17 protein-coding genes are annotated in these 14,886 nt (G+C 37.4%); 11 read left to right on the plus strand and 6 right to left on the minus strand.

All coding sequences use genetic code 11. From position 1 onward, the window contains the following. Positions 1–269 precede the first annotated feature (269 nt). Positions 270–512 (plus strand): hypothetical protein, encoded by a 243-nt coding sequence (locus OZP07_RS17510; RefSeq protein WP_281636118.1) that lies wholly within the window; start codon positions 270–272, stop codon positions 510–512. After that, positions 505–723, plus strand: coding sequence for a hypothetical protein (locus OZP07_RS17515; protein ID WP_281636119.1), 219 nt, complete (start codon positions 505–507; stop codon positions 721–723). The genes OZP07_RS17510 and OZP07_RS17515 overlap by 8 nt, the downstream gene beginning before the upstream one ends. Before the next feature lie 254 nt (positions 724–977). On the opposite strand, the gene OZP07_RS17520 is transcribed toward OZP07_RS17515, so the two are convergent. Next, positions 978–1,637: an HAD family hydrolase gene (locus OZP07_RS17520; RefSeq protein ID WP_281636120.1), complete on the minus strand. Its 660-nt coding sequence runs from the start codon at positions 1,635–1,637 to the stop codon at positions 978–980. A gap of 193 nt (positions 1,638–1,830) precedes the next feature. Here OZP07_RS17520 and OZP07_RS17525 point away from each other — a divergent pair, with 193 nt between their 5' ends. Together OZP07_RS17525 and OZP07_RS17530 are read left to right on the plus strand one after the other, a co-directional pair. Next, on the plus strand, positions 1,831–2,997 hold the full coding sequence (locus tag OZP07_RS17525; RefSeq protein WP_281636121.1) for an FAD-dependent monooxygenase: 1,167 nt from the start codon (positions 1,831–1,833) through the stop codon (positions 2,995–2,997). Between the two features lie 12 nt (positions 2,998–3,009). After that, complete coding sequence (locus OZP07_RS17530) at positions 3,010–3,525, plus strand: GNAT family N-acetyltransferase (RefSeq protein WP_281636122.1); 516 nt, start codon at positions 3,010–3,012, stop codon at positions 3,523–3,525. A gap of 6 nt (positions 3,526–3,531) precedes the next feature. On the opposite strand, the gene OZP07_RS17535 is transcribed toward OZP07_RS17530, so the two are convergent. After that, positions 3,532–4,701 (minus strand): molybdopterin molybdotransferase MoeA, encoded by a 1,170-nt coding sequence (locus OZP07_RS17535; protein WP_281636123.1) that lies wholly within the window; start codon positions 4,699–4,701, stop codon positions 3,532–3,534. Between the two features lie 228 nt (positions 4,702–4,929). Here OZP07_RS17535 and OZP07_RS17540 point away from each other — a divergent pair, with 228 nt between their 5' ends. Beyond that, entirely contained in the window at positions 4,930–5,364 is a 435-nt protein-coding gene (locus OZP07_RS17540) for a DUF4890 domain-containing protein (RefSeq protein ID WP_194644082.1), read from the plus strand. 156 nt (positions 5,365–5,520) lie between these two features. On the opposite strand, the gene hemL is transcribed toward OZP07_RS17540, so the two are convergent. The 4 genes from hemL to OZP07_RS17560 all read right to left on the minus strand — a co-directional run bounded on the left by hemL (position 5,521) and on the right by OZP07_RS17560 (position 9,104). Then, positions 5,521–6,807, minus strand: a complete 1,287-nt coding sequence (hemL, locus tag OZP07_RS17545; protein ID WP_281636124.1) for a glutamate-1-semialdehyde 2,1-aminomutase — start codon at positions 6,805–6,807, stop codon at positions 5,521–5,523. Positions 6,808–6,929: 122 nt separating this feature from the next. After that, positions 6,930–7,736, minus strand: coding sequence for a glucosaminidase domain-containing protein (locus tag OZP07_RS17550; protein WP_281636125.1), 807 nt, complete (start codon positions 7,734–7,736; stop codon positions 6,930–6,932). 53 nt (positions 7,737–7,789) lie between these two features. Continuing rightward, complete coding sequence (locus OZP07_RS17555; protein WP_281636126.1) at positions 7,790–8,683, minus strand: 1-aminocyclopropane-1-carboxylate deaminase/D-cysteine desulfhydrase; 894 nt, start codon at positions 8,681–8,683, stop codon at positions 7,790–7,792. A gap of 94 nt (positions 8,684–8,777) precedes the next feature. After that, the gene (locus OZP07_RS17560; protein ID WP_281636127.1) at positions 8,778–9,104 is read right to left on the minus strand and encodes a hypothetical protein; all 327 of its coding nucleotides are present in this window, start codon (positions 9,102–9,104) and stop codon (positions 8,778–8,780) included. A gap of 92 nt (positions 9,105–9,196) precedes the next feature. On the opposite strand from OZP07_RS17560, the gene OZP07_RS17565 reads away from it, so the two are divergent. The 6 genes from OZP07_RS17565 (at position 9,197) to OZP07_RS17590 (ending at position 14,861) form a co-directional block, all read left to right on the plus strand. Beyond that, positions 9,197–9,373 carry a C1orf53 family protein gene (locus OZP07_RS17565; protein WP_194643582.1) on the plus strand — a complete coding sequence of 59 codons (177 nt, stop codon included), beginning with the start codon at positions 9,197–9,199 and terminating at the stop codon, positions 9,371–9,373. Positions 9,374–9,669: 296 nt separating this feature from the next. Then, positions 9,670–11,688, plus strand: coding sequence for a urocanate hydratase (gene hutU, locus OZP07_RS17570; RefSeq protein WP_281636128.1), 2,019 nt, complete (start codon positions 9,670–9,672; stop codon positions 11,686–11,688). 125 nt (positions 11,689–11,813) lie between these two features. Next, entirely contained in the window at positions 11,814–12,356 is a 543-nt protein-coding gene (locus tag OZP07_RS17575) for a DUF4136 domain-containing protein (RefSeq protein WP_281636129.1), read from the plus strand. Between the two features lie 340 nt (positions 12,357–12,696). Continuing rightward, positions 12,697–13,116: an ACT domain-containing protein gene (locus OZP07_RS17580; RefSeq protein ID WP_281636130.1), complete on the plus strand. Its 420-nt coding sequence runs from the start codon at positions 12,697–12,699 to the stop codon at positions 13,114–13,116. A 33-nt stretch (positions 13,117–13,149) separates the two neighbouring features. Continuing rightward, positions 13,150–14,394, plus strand: coding sequence for a threonine ammonia-lyase IlvA (gene ilvA / locus OZP07_RS17585; protein WP_281636131.1), 1,245 nt, complete (start codon positions 13,150–13,152; stop codon positions 14,392–14,394). A 74-nt stretch (positions 14,395–14,468) separates the two neighbouring features. After that, entirely contained in the window at positions 14,469–14,861 is a 393-nt protein-coding gene (locus tag OZP07_RS17590; RefSeq protein WP_281636132.1) for a group III truncated hemoglobin, read from the plus strand. The last annotated feature ends 25 nt before the right edge of the window (positions 14,862–14,886 follow it).

Consider the following 14,886-nt stretch of genomic DNA (forward strand, 5'->3'; position numbering starts at 1 on the left):
TAATTGTGATTTTCAAGAATCCAAAAAATAAAACAACTGATCTAAAACTTTAAGACAACAAAAAATGTTCCCCCGCTATTGTGAGCGTCACGCTCGTACACACAAAGATTGACAAATAATTATTACCAAAAGCGAGCACGAGCCTGACGCTCGCGCTAACTGGGAATCTACTTATCAAAAAATTAAGAATCTTAAATTTACAGACAAATTATAAAATTTAAAATTGGATTAGCGTTATATTTGTAAAATAGGTTTTAAAATCAGAAATTATGCAACCAACTAATTTACAAAAGGATAAACTTGATTTAATTGACAAAATTCTCCATACCGAAGATCAAAACACATTGGATTTCTTAAAAGATTATCTAAATGACGAACCTTTGCAATATCAACTAAGCGAAGAACAAAAAAACATTGCAAGGGAAAATACCGAAAATTATTTATCCGGAAAAGACAAAGGAAAATCTTGGAAAGAAGTTAAAGCCAAATTACTTTCGAAACGAAATGGGTAAATTAAAAGAAGCCCTTTCAATTCAAGCTGAAAATGAATTGGAATACGCATTACAGTTCTATGATTTAATTTCAACAAAAATTGGAGATAACTTTCTAAAGCAAATCGATGCCTGCATTGAATCCATTTTACTGAATACTGAAACTTACAAATTAGAATTTGATGTTTACCGCCAAGCTGTGGTCAAAAAATTTCCTTTTGTCATTATTTAAACAAAAATTGATTCTACAATTTTAATTTCTGCCATTTTTCATACAAGTAGAAATCCAAACAAAAAATTTAAGTGATTCCACCACTAGTACTAGCTGGAAAAAGTTATTATGAAAAACTAAACCCGTAAACCAGCCCAGATTGCAGTGGAAATCCTTTTATGCCGGTGTTCGGCATAAAAGATTGCAACGAAAAGCGGGACAACTGTTGATGAAATAATAAGTACTTCTGCTCCTTAAAAAAACATCAAATTCCTTTAACTATTCAATAATTCCAGAATCTTGTCCGCATTTACCTCGCTGTAATCGTTGATGTAAAAATGACACGGAGGCAATTGTTCTTTGGTATGCGAGCTCAATACGCCCACCACTTTCATTCCGGCATTCAGACCTGCGGTAACCCCCGAAAAAGAATCCTCGAAAACCACACAGTCGGACGGAGAAACCCCTACACGCTCAGCCGATTTTAAATACACTTCGGGATTGGGTTTGTGACTGCTTACATCTTCGCTTGCCATCATCGAATCCATTTTGTCTCCAATTTCCAGGGCATTTATAATCAAATCGAGATTGGCACGCGGAGCCGATGTCGCAACGGCGGTTTTGAAACCACGGGATTTAAGTTCGTCCAAAAAAATCAGATAATGCGGAATGGTTTCTACTTTGTCTTTATAAATTTCACGAAACATCGATTCTTTTTCGTCCTCCAATTGTTTAAGTTCATCGCCAGTTATCGGACGCTTGAAGAAATGCGACATGATGTAACCATTGTGTTTTCCGTACATATGATCTTCAAACTCCTTTTGGGAATGAGAAATTTGGTACTTATCAAAAAATGCTTCAAAAGCCTTGCCATGATCTGGATTGGTGTGACAGATTACACCATCCATATCAAAAATTACACATTGCTGTTTCATTATAGTTTCGTTGTTTTAAGGGACCGCAAAGATACAACCATTTGCATTTTCTTGAAGCCTAAATACGGAAACAAAATTTAATTTTTACAGCCGTTGATGAATCCATTTTCATTGACTGCAAAACAATTCTTTCACTATATTTGATACACCAAAGCTGATCGTCTGTGTAATTTTTGAAGAAACAAGTAACGAAATGGATAGAAAAACAAATATTGTTATTTTGGGTGCCGGTGTCGGCGGATTGACCACCGCAATAGCTTTGCGCCAAAAAGGATTTGAAAATATAACCATTTTTGAGCAAAGACAAACATCAGTAACAATTGGTGCAGGCATTGTTCTATGGGCAAATGCAAGCAAAATTCTCAATAAGCTAGGTTTATTGACCGAAGTACAAAAAATTGGAGGCAAAATAAAACAAATGGAACGCTGGACTGACAAAGAGGAATTCTTAGGTTCCATTAATGTTTCTACTATTGACACAGTAATTGGCGCAACCAGTTATTCGGCGAGCAGAAAGGAACTGCAGGAAATTTTATTAAAAAAAACCACCGATCTCAAAATTCCTGTTTTCTATAACCATAAAGCCATGCAACTATCTTCTAGTGACAATAAAGCACAAGTTTTGTTTGACAACGGCGGAGAAATAAAAGCAGATATTGTTATTGGCGGAGACGGAAGAATGAATTCGGCAGCGAGACAATATGTCAATGGAGACAACAAACCTGTTTATCAGAATTTTGTAAACTGGATAGGAATAGTCGAAAGCGACAAACCTATTTTTTCAAACGCTGAAAATGTCTTGGATTTTTGGGGTTATGGAGAGCGTTTCGGAATCGTTCCAATAAACAAATTCAAAGGATATTGGGCGGGCGGTAAATCGTTACCTCTTAATTCGCCTTTTAAAACCAAAAATAACAAAGAGGAATTATTAAAATTATTTGCTACATGGTCACCAAAAATTGAAAACACCATACAACTAAGCAAAGAAGAAAACATCAAGTATATTGAGGTATTCGACCACAATCCAATTTCAAAATGGCACAAAAATAACGTCTGCCTAATCGGAGATTCGGCACACGCTGCACTGCCAACATCAGGACAGGGTGCATGCCAAGCAATAGAAGATGGATGGGAATTAGCATCCGTTTTGGAAGAAGCAAAAACACACTATGAAGCATTTGCAAAATTCCAAAAGAACAGATTCCAAAAAACAACTGCCATCACAATAGCAGGAAGAGAATTAGCCAAATCATTATTCAATGAAGATCCCGTATTCTGCAATTACAGAAATGAAAATGCAAAAAAGACAGATTATAACCTTGCAGCCCAGAATATTGCTCAATTATGGTCTCTGAAATAAAAAACAATAAAAATGAATTATTCCTTTAGAAAAGCAACAGCTTCTGAAATTCCTGAGGTATGGAAAATTTTACAACAGGCGATTGTCCGCAGAAAAAAAGACGGCAGTGAACAATGGCAGGATGGATACCCCAATCTGCAATCGGTTCAAAATGACGTAGAAAAAGGCCAGGGATTTGTTTTAACTGAAGGAGAAACAATAGCAGGATACAGCGCAGTATTGATAAACGATGAGCCTGAATATGCTAAAATTATAGGCGAATGGTTAACAAATGATGATTTTGTTGTATTTCACCGTGTAGCAATTTCCGAAAATCATCTGGGTAAAGGTCTGGCAAAAAAAATACTGGAGTACATTGAAGATTTTGCTCTAAGCAACAATATTTACAGCGTCAAAGCAGATACCAATTTTGACAATACCGCCATGCTTAAAATCTTTGAAAAATCGGGTTACAAGTATTGTGGCAAAGTATATTTTAGAGGAGGCGAAAGAAAGGCATTTGAAAAAACACTCGCTAAAAACAGCTAAAATAAACTACAGCAGATACACCTCCACTTTGTCTCCTTTTTTCAATTCATAATTTCCGTGAGGAGCATAAACCAATCCATTGGCAACGGAAAAAGAATTGAGCATCGATGAAGCCTGATGTGACAATATTGCTGCTTCTCCGTTAACAATATTCGCTTTCAAAAATTGGGAGCGGGTATTTCGTACTTCATAATCATGAGCAATAGACATTAAAACCGCCTGCTGATAATTCGCTTCCGCACCAGATAAAATTGCCAGTGTAGGCAAAACGTATACATAAAAACAAGTCAGGCAGGCCGCTGGATTTCCCGGTAATGCAAAAACCATTTTATCATTCAGTTTTCCAGCAAACAAAGGCTTTCCTGGCTTTTGATTCACTTTATAAAATAAGGTTTCTACTTCCAATTCCTTTAAAGCTCTTGCCACAAAATCATAATCCCCAACCGATATTCCTCCAGAAACTAATATCACATCGTTAGCAGTTAGAGCTTCCTGCAGTTTATTTTTGGTATTTACAAAATCGTCATTAACTTCATACAAGGTCACTGCACCATAATACGCATCAATCAACGCTGACTGCAGCATAAGTCCGTTGCTTTCATAGACTTTTCCGTATTCAAGCGGTGTTCCGGGCTTGGACAGCTCATTGCCTGTAACTACAATTCCAACCTTTGGTTTCTGGTAAACACTGACTTTTGTAAAACCAAGTCCTGCCAAAAAACCTATCGCTGCCGCATTCAGAATCTTTCCTTTTTCGAGTGCCAGATCTCCCGCCGAAATCTGTTCTCCAATTGGTCTAACATTGGTTTTGGCTTCAACCAGTTCATCCAGCAATAATTGTGTTCCGTCGACAGAAACCTTTTCAATCTGAATAACAGCTTGCGCCGAATCAGGTAAAGCTGCACCCGTAAAAATCTTTACGGCCTGCCCTGGCAGCAGTTCAACCTTATGGGAATCTCCCGCTTTTACTTCACCAATAATTTCATAAACCAAAGCATTGTGAAGGCACAAAGCAAAACCATCCATCGCCGACTGGCGGAAAGGAGGCATATTGATTGGTGAAAAAAGTGACTCGGCCAAAATATGTTTTCTTGCTTCAAAAAGCGAATACTCAGCTTTTGGCAAAACGGGCAAATTATCTTGTAATATCGAAAAAGCTTCCTGAACAGAAATCATGTGCTGTGAATTATATTGGTTTTCAAAAATACGATTCGCAAATGATTTTATGATACTATTGCATCTAAAAGTTAATAAACAGCTACTCTTTCTTTTGTTAGAAGAATTTTATAAAACCTCAAACAAAAATATTTCAAGCATTGGTGTTTTTTTCAAAATAAGAGTTAATACATTAAACCTTTGACCGTTATATTTGTCTTATCCATATAACTTAAAAACAAACAGAATATGAAAACACTAATAATTGCCTTAGTATTTGGAATTGGAGTATCTGGATTTGCGCAGGTAAGCACACCACAGTCTGGTGAATCCTACCGGGAAAAAACAACTCCGGAACAGCGTCAGCAGAAACATTTGACTTACTTAACCAAAGAATTAAATCTGGATGCCAAACAGCAGGAAGCTGTCGGTAAAATTTTAGCAGAAAAAAGTGCCAAAGCACAAGACCTCAAAGCTCAAAGAGACACCAGAAAAGACAGCGGAGAAAAAATGACTTCAGAAGAAAGAACCGCTTTAAAAAATAAAATGCAGGCCGAAAAAGCAGATACAGAAGCCAAAATGAAAGCTATTTTATCTGCCGATCAATACCAAAAATGGCTTACAATAAGAGAAGAAAACAAAGATAAAATAAAAGACCGAATGAGAGAAAAAAGAGGGATGTAAAAAGTTAAACACGAATTTACACGAATCAATTAAAATGTTCTAAAAAATAGGTCTCACAGATTTAACACCAATTTTTACATTGTGCTACTCTGTGAGATCTATATTTTATAAACAAACTGATTCGTGCTGATTAGTGTAATTTGTGTTCTAATTTTTTCAAAACGTTTTGGAAACCTTATCTATCGCATTAATAGTAAAATCCAAGTCTTCATACGTCAGTGCATCAGTGATAAACCAAGTTTCATAAGCAGATGGCGCAATATAAACACCTTCAGCTACTAGTCCGTGGAAGAATTTCTTAAAAGTTTCATTATCTCCAGCACCAGCCGATTTAAAATCAGTCACCGGATTCGCATCAAAATGAACCGAAATCATCGAACCCACTCTATTAATTGTGAAAACAACATTATTCGCTTTCAAGACTCTCTCGATTCCTGCGCCCAAATAAGCGGTTTTCTCTTCCAGTCTTTTAAAAATTTCACGATCATTGTCCAAAGCCTGTAACATTGCCAATCCAGCAGCCATCGCCAAAGGATTTCCAGACAAAGTTCCAGCCTGATAAACAGGCCCCAATGGTGCTAGGTAATTCATAATTTCTTCGCGAGCAGCAAAAGCTCCAACTGGCAAACCACCACCGATAACTTTTCCAAAACAAACGATATCCGCATTGATTTTTAACAGCTCCTGCGCACCGCCTCTGGCCAATCTAAAACCAGTCATTACCTCATCAAAAATCAGCAGAATTCCGTTTGCCGTACACAGTTCACGCAAAGCTTCCAGAAAACCTTCCGCCGGCGGAATACATCCCATATTTCCGGCAACTGGTTCGATAATTATAGCCGCAATTTCATTTTTATTGGCTTCGATTAATGTCTTTACGTTTTCCAGATCATTATATTGGGCAAGCAGCGTGTCTTTGGCCGTTCCTGCTGTCACGCCTGGGCTGTTTGGTGTTCCAAAAGTCACCGCACCGCTTCCTGCCTGAATCAAAAAGGAATCGGAATGACCGTGATAACAGCCGGCAAATTTTATGATTTTGTCTCTTTTGGTAAATCCGCGCGCCAGACGCACTGCACTCATACACGCCTCTGTACCCGAATTCACAAAACGGATTTTATCAATATTCGGAACCATAGAAACAGCCAATGATGCAATTTGTGTTTCCAGTTCGGTCGGCATCCCGAAAGAAGTTCCCAGCTTTGCTTTTTCAGTTACGGCCTGCACAACTGGATCATAAGCATGACCCAAAATCATTGGCCCCCAGGAATTGATATAATCGATTAAACGGTTTCCGTCTTCGTCATACAAATAAGCACCTTTGGCGCTTTTTACAAATATTGGTGTTCCTCCCACGGCTCTAAAAGCCCTAACCGGCGAATTTACTCCTCCTGGGATTACTTTTTCTGCTTCAGCAAAAAGCTGACTGCTTCTTTGGTATATCATTTTTTTTATTTTTTTGAGATAATAGATAATAGACTAATTGATGATAGACTCAAAAGTTCAATAAATTATCATACTCTTCAATCTATTTTTCTATTATCTATTTGTCTATTATCTTTCTGTTTCTATTTCACAATCAGCTTCTGTCCTATCGAAAGCGTATTATCCGTTAAATTATTTTTTTGCTTTAATTCCTCAACCGTTAAATTGAATTTTTTGGAAACCGAATAAAAGGTATCTCCTTTTTGAATCTCGTAAAGATTAACTTGGTCTGAACCAAAATCATCCTGAACTAATACTTTCGTCTCTTCATTTTTGGGTTCTTTTCCCAAAACCTTAGAATCATATTCATGCAGATTATAGGTTTCAATATAGTTTATTAATTTTTCAGGATACTTCGGATCGGTGGCGTAACCTGCTTCGCGTAAGCCTTTTGCCCAAGCTTTGTAATCGCCTTTCGGCAATTTAAACAAACTGGCATATCTAGTTTTACCTGTTAAAACCATGGCGTGGTCTTTGTATGATTCCGAAGCCTGTTTGTATTTTCTGAAACATTCGTTGGCAGAATCATCATCTTTATACACTTTGTCACCTGTCCAATCATGGCATTTAATTCCGAAATGATTATTAGCATTTACTGCCAAATCACTTTGTCCTGCGCCAGATTCCAAAATTCCTTGTGCCAAAATAATACTGGCCGGAATGCCGTACGTTTTCATATTGCTCATCGCAACACCGTTGTATTGGGCTACATACCCATTTACTATTTCTGCGTTTGACTTTGGTTTAGAAGCCGAACTACCACCGCCGTTTTGAATGGGTTTGGAATATTTCCAGCCCACTGGTTTTTTGGTAGTCTGAATTTTTGATTTTGAAGAACCACATCCAATCAAGGACATAATCACAAAGAGTAAAATTATTTTTTTAAACATATTTTGAATTTATGATTTAGGATTTTCAATATTGTCATTGATTTTTGCCATTGTTATTGAAATTGAATTAATGTGCTGTTTTTCTTTTTCAAAAACGTATTCATTCCCTGAATCCCTTGTAATCCTCCTGTATGAATCAGCAGAATTTTAGCATTATCAGGGAAATAGTTCTTATGAATCAAATCCATAACGCCAAAAACCATCTTTCCAGTATAAACGGGATCCAAAGGCACTTGAGTTTCTTTGTAAAACCGATTAATAAACTGAATCAATTCTTCATTTACCTTTCCATATCCGCCAAAATGATAATCAGTTACTAAATTCCAATTTTCGCTGCGGGCAAATTTACGAATTTCATCTTTTAAAAAGTCGCCTTTTAGCGCCGGAAATCCCAAAACTTTTTGGTGTGGCAATACGCTGTTGATAATCCCCGAAATAGTTCCGCCTGTCCCCACCGCCAAGCAGACATAATCAAAATTAGCATCTTCTTCGGTCAAAATTTCTTCACAGCCTTTTATCGCATATTTGTTAGTTCCGCCCTCTGGAACAAGATAAAATAAACCAAATTTCTGTTTCAAACCAGCAATAAAATCAAACTCGGTTTTGTGCCGATAAGCTTCTCTGGTTACAAACTCGAATTCCATGCCACATTCCTGTGCGAACTTTAAAGTTGGATTTTCAGTAATTTTATCTCCCAGTTCATCACCTCGGATTATACCAATAGTTTTAAAACCCTGCTCTTTTCCCGCATAAGCCACCGCAGCAATATGGTTAGAATAAGCGCCGCCAAAAGTGAGAAGCGTTTCCTGATTCTCACTTTTCGCCTGAATCAGGTTGTACTTCATTTTCCTGAATTTATTTCCAGAAATAAAAGGATGGAGCAGATCTTCTCTTTTTATTTCAAGAGAAATTCCATTGGGTAATTCAAGTGGGAGTATCTGATTCAAAATTTTATTTTTTTTGATTTAAGGGATGAAGATTAACCGCAAGGTTCGCTAAGTTTTACGCAAAGCTTTGCGAACCTTGCGGTTAAAAAAACTTTTATACATACTTTAAAAAACTAAAAAGAGTTCGGTTTTTCAAATAATCAACATGCTTTTCATTAGCATATGCTTCCCTTTCAAAACTGATATTTTTATAAGCTAAATTAGCATTCCTGTACTGCAGCAAACGTACCGCATATTCGACAAAATACCAAACAAAAAAAGGCAGAACAAGCAGTTCCAGCTGTTGCCGAATGTGGATTCTTTCATGGTTAATCAAAGTTTGGTTTTCGGAATCGAAGCGGTGTTTTATAATCACAAACGGAAAGACCGTGAGACCGCGATATCCTTTTGGAATTAAATATTTGGCAACGATAATATACATTGATTATAAAATTTATAGATTTGTAGAAGCAATATAGCCAAATTCAAAGAAAAACACAATCGCCTTTCGGCAGATTTCAGCATAAAAACAGAATGACAGAACAAAATAATGAAAATAAATTAACTGAGGGCGAAGATTTTTATTATACGCCCGAAGGATACAAGTGCTTTACCGAAAAATATCATTTGAAACGTGGGTACTGCTGTAAAAGTGGCTGCCGTCATTGTCCATATGGATTTGATAAAAAGACTGGGGAGATTAGAAAATAGATTACAGATAGCTGAGTTTAGACCGCAGAAAATAATTTTTAAAATAGTTCAATAGTAACAATGGACATTCTTTCTTTAAAATATAAAATTAAAATTCACAAGTCCTACCATAGGTCGGATATACGGTATCCTTAGTTTATTGTTTTAATTTAAAAATGAGTATTCGAATTTTAGATTATTCGACTGTTCGAAGAAATCTAAAAAAGTACAACCAAAACAGATTAACAGATATGCTTATTGAATTGATAAAATTCTAATAATCCAGCAATCTGAAAATCTAAAAAATCTATTTAAAAATGACTTTTCAAGAACAGATACAACAAGGAATTCCTGCTATATTACCACAGCCAAAGCCGTATGAGGCGAATATTAACCACGCTCCCAAGCGAAAAGAAATTTTGACGGACGCCGAGAAAAAACTGGCACTTCGTAATGCTTTGCGCTATTTTGAACCGCAGCATCACGTGGAGCTAATTCCTGAATTTCGATACGAACTGGAAATGTACGGACGTATTTATATGTACCGTTTTCGTCCTGATTATAAAATGTATGCTCGCCCAATTTCGGAATATCCAGGAAAAAGCGAACAGGCAAAAGCCACTATGCTGATGATTCAGAACAATCTGGATTATGCGGTGGCACAGCATCCGCACGAATTGATTACATATGGAGGAAACGGAGCAGTTTTTTCGAACTGGGCGCAATATTTATTGACGATGAAATACCTTTCGGAGATGACCGATGAGCAGACACTGACGATGTATTCCGGGCACCCGATGGGATTGTTTCCTTCACATAAAGAAGCTCCAAGAGTTGTGGTTACTAACGGAATGGTGATTCCGAATTATTCTCAGCCTGACGATTGGGAAAGAATGAACGCTTTGGGGGTTTCGCAATACGGGCAAATGACCGCAGGCAGTTATATGTACATAGGTCCGCAGGGAATTGTGCACGGAACGACCATCACGGTTCTGAACGGTTTCAGAAAAATAAAACGTTCTCCAAAAGGCGGATTATTCGTGACTTCCGGACTTGGCGGCATGAGCGGTGCACAGCCAAAAGCAGGAAATATTGCGGGCTGTATCACGGTTTGTGCCGAAGTAAATGCAAAAATCACACACATTCGTCACAGTCAGGGCTGGATTAATGAAGTTGTTGAGAATCTTGACGAATTGGTGCAAAGAGTGACTTTGGCGAAAGCCAATAACGAAACCGTTTCTATCGCCTACCTCGGAAATGTGGTCGATGTTTGGGAACGATTTGACGAGGAGAACCTGTATATCGATTTGGGTTCCGACCAGACTTCGCTTCACAATCCTTGGGCGGGCGGGTATTATCCAGTTGGCATTTCATTTGAAGAAGCCAATGAAATGATGGCTAATAATCCAGTTTTATTCAAAGAAAAAGTGCAGGAAACTTTGCGACGTCATACCAATGCAATCAACAAACATACAGCCAAAGGAACGTATTTCTTTGATTATGGAAATGCCTTTTTATTAGAAGCTTCCCGTGCGGGAGCGGATATTCTAAAAAAAGAAACCCTTTCTTCTCCCTGTCCTTCGGGGAGGGCTGGGGTGGGGATTGATTTCAGATACCCGAGTTATGTTCAGGATATTATGGGACCAATGTGTTTTGATTACGGATTTGGTCCTTTCCGCTGGGTTTGTACTTCAGGAAAACCGGAAGATTTAGCTAAAACAGATGCAATTGCCTGTCAGGTTTTGGAAGAAATGGCAAAAACTGCTCCTGTAGAAATTCAGCAGCAAATGCAGGATAATATTCAGTGGATAAAAGGTGCTCAGGAAAATAAACTGGTTGTAGGTTCACAAGCCCGAATCTTATACGCTGATGCCGAAGGCCGTGTAAAAATTGCCGAAGCTTTCAATCAGGCGATTGCCAAAGGAGAAATTGAAACAGTTGTCTTGGGTCGAGATCATCACGATGTTTCGGGAACGGATTCACCTTACCGAGAAACTTCAAATATTTATGACGGTTCCCGATTCACAGCTGATATGGCCATTCATAATGTAATAGGCGACAGTTTTCGTGGTGCGACCTGGGTGTCTATTCACAATGGCGGCGGTGTAGGCTGGGGCGAAGTAATCAACGGCGGTTTCGGAATGGTCCTTGACGGTACTCCCGAAGCTTCACGACGCTTGGCTTCAATGTTGTTTTGGGATGTCAATAACGGAATTTCAAGACGCAGCTGGGCTCGAAATGAAGGAGCTGTTTTTGCGATAAAAAGAGCTATGGAAGCAGAACCTTTATTGAAAGTTACATTACCAAATTTGGTTGACGACGAGTTATTAAACTAGCCAATTTCTGAAAATAATACAATTTGTTAAAAACTTTGTACAGTACAAATAAATCATCTAACTTTAAGACAGTAAACTTGGTACGGTTTTTGTGCCAGTTTATTCGAACATAAATCACATAAATCATGAAAACATTTAGATTCCTGCCCCTATTATTACTTTTCATAGCTGCATCTTGTGACTCCGTACAAGTATATTCTGATTATGATAAATCAGCCGATTTTAAGCAGTACAAGACTTTCGCCTTTATGAAATCGGGTATAGATAAAGTCGAAATTTCCGATTTGGACAAAAAAAGAATTCTCAATGCTATTGATCAGCAATTGCAAGCCAAAGGATTTACCAAAAGTGATAATCCTGATTTATTAGTTAATATTTTCACTAAATCCCGCGAAGAAGTAAGTGTAAACCAATTCAATGCTGGCTGGGGTTACGGCTGGGGTTATGGCTGGAATCCGTATATGATGTATGGAGGCCACACGACCGTTAGCTCATCTACCGAAGGAACATTATACATTGACCTTATCGATGCCAAAAAGAAAGAATTGATCTGGCAGGGTGAGGGAACTGGAACACTTAGCAAAGATATGAATAGAAAAGATGAAATCGTTAACAATATCGTTGGTCAAATTTTAGCGCAATATCCACCAGTTGCAGCTAAAAAATAACAGTTTATTTTCTTAGTCCCTTCAAAAATGAATACATTTGCAGTATAAGCTCAAAAAATGAAGAACTTAATTAACATCATCATTGTCATTATTATAATTATCATTCGATAATTATGGCGGGGTGTTATATAAAAGAGTAATCAATATACAATTTATAAAACCTCCCACGTCGGGAGGTTTTTTATTTTAAGCAAACATGAAAAATTCAGCAGTAATTATTAGTATCGTAATTATCATTATTCGTATCACATGACGAGTCAGGATTCTATTTTCTAATACAGCCTTTCTCCGTTCAAATGAAGAAAGGCTTTTTTTTATTCAAAAAACAAACTATTCAATAATGAAACAAGAATTTACAATAACACTTTTCAGTGAAAAACAGGAAGGCTTAATCAATAAAACAGCCTTTATTTTGACTCGGAGAAAAATAAACATAAACAGCTTCTCAGTATTTTTTTGTAAAACAGTAAATTTATATCGTTTTACGATTACGCTTATTGAAACCGAGAAGGCAGTTCAAAACATCGTATATCAAATGGAAAAAATAATTGAAGTTTTTAAATGTTATCTGCAGACCGAAACCGAACTTTCTACTCACCAGATTCTACTATTAAAGTTTCTGAATTCTGATGAAAAAGCAAAGCAAATTACATCAATTATCAATGCTGTTCCGATTATTCAGGAAAATGATTACTGCGTTTACACCAGTAAAACAGACAACGAAACAATCCAGCAATTAAACCTGATAAATTCTTTTTAATTCAAAAATTTTAAAATCCGAAATACAGCAAAAATGACTTTATTTACAGCAATACAGCAAGCACAAAAACAGCTTCAGGGCGTAATCTCTCCTACCCCGCTGATAGAAAACCTGAATTTATCCGAAGAGTTTTCATCAAGAACATTATTAAAACGTGAAGACCTGCAGGTAGTCCGTTCCTATAAAATAAGAGGCGCCTACAATAAAATGTCTACCCTGACCGATTCTGAAAAAGAACAGGGAATCATCTGTGCCAGCGCAGGAAATCACGCTCAGGGAGTTGCTTATTCCTGTAATCTTTTAAAAATAATGGGTAAAATTTACATGCCCAAAACCACTCCCAAACAAAAAGTAAAACAAGTACAGCTATTTGGTAAAAACTACGTAGAAATCGTTTTGATAGGCGACACTTTTGATGATGCTTACGCAAAATCTGTAGAAGATGCCGCTCAAAACAACAAAGCTTTCATCCACCCTTTTGACGATTTAGAAGTGATCGCAGGACAAGGAACAGTTGGTTTAGAAATACTAGACGATTATCACAAACCTATTGATTATGTTTTCATTCCAATTGGTGGCGGCGGACTGGCTTCCGGCTTATCAACCGTATTCAAACAGCTGAGCCCAAATACAAAAATCATTGGTGTAGAACCTCTAGGCGCTCCGTCGATGAAAACCTCAATTGCTAATCACAAGAATACTCCATTAGACACCATCGATAAATTTGTCGATGGCGCAGCGGTAAAGCAGGTTGGCGACCTGACTTTTGACATCTGTCAAAAAAAACTGGATGATATTATTTTGGTTCCCGAAGGAAAAGTATGCACTACAATACTGCGCCTGTACAATGAAGAAGCCATGGTAGTCGAACCCGCAGGAGCATTAACTATAGCCGCACTGGATTTTTACAAGAAAGAAATAAAAGGGAAAACGGTAGTCTGCATTGTAAGCGGCAGTAACAATGACATCGAAAGAACCGCCGAAATAAAAGAACGCTCCCTGCTGTATGAAGGATTGATGCACTACTTTATGATTCAGTTTCCGCAGCGTCCCGGAGCTTTAAAGGAATTTGTAAACGACATTTTGGGTCCTGATGATGATATTACTTATTTTCAGTTTGCCAAAAAAAACAGCCGTGAAGTAGGATCGGTAGTTGTGGGACTGGAATTGAAGAATCCAAATGATATTCACGCCATCAAAAACAATATGAATTCCAAAGGGTTTGAATATCGTTATCTTAATGAAAGACACGACTTGTTCACTCAATTGATCGGATAAATTAACAACTCTTTTTCAGCAGCATTTTTAATTATACCGTATCTTTGAAAGAGTATTTTTTACATTAAAACATCATGACAAACAAAGACATTTCAAATATAGAAGACATACAATTATTAGTCAATACATTTTATTCCAAAGTACAAAAAGACGATTTGATTGGTGCCATTTTCAACGAAAAAATCGGCGATCGCTGGCCGGAACATCTGGAAAAAATGTACCGCTTTTGGCAGACTATTCTGCTCGAAGAGCACACCTATTCCGGAAGCCCTTTTCCTCCTCACCGACAGCTTCCTGTCGAAAAACATCATTTTACCCGATGGATGGAAATTTTCTCCGAAACAGTTGATACTCTTTTTGCTGGTCCGCTTGCCGAAGAAGCTAAACTAAGAGCAAAAAATATGGCCGAAATGTTCAACTATAAAATTGAGTATTTCAGGCATGAAGGAAAGCATCCGCTTTTATAAAATAAACGGCATTAATTTCAAAAAA

The sequence above is a fragment of the Flavobacterium marginilacus genome (genome assembly GCF_026870155.1).
Taxonomy (GTDB): Bacteria; Bacteroidota; Bacteroidia; order Flavobacteriales; family Flavobacteriaceae; genus Flavobacterium; species Flavobacterium marginilacus.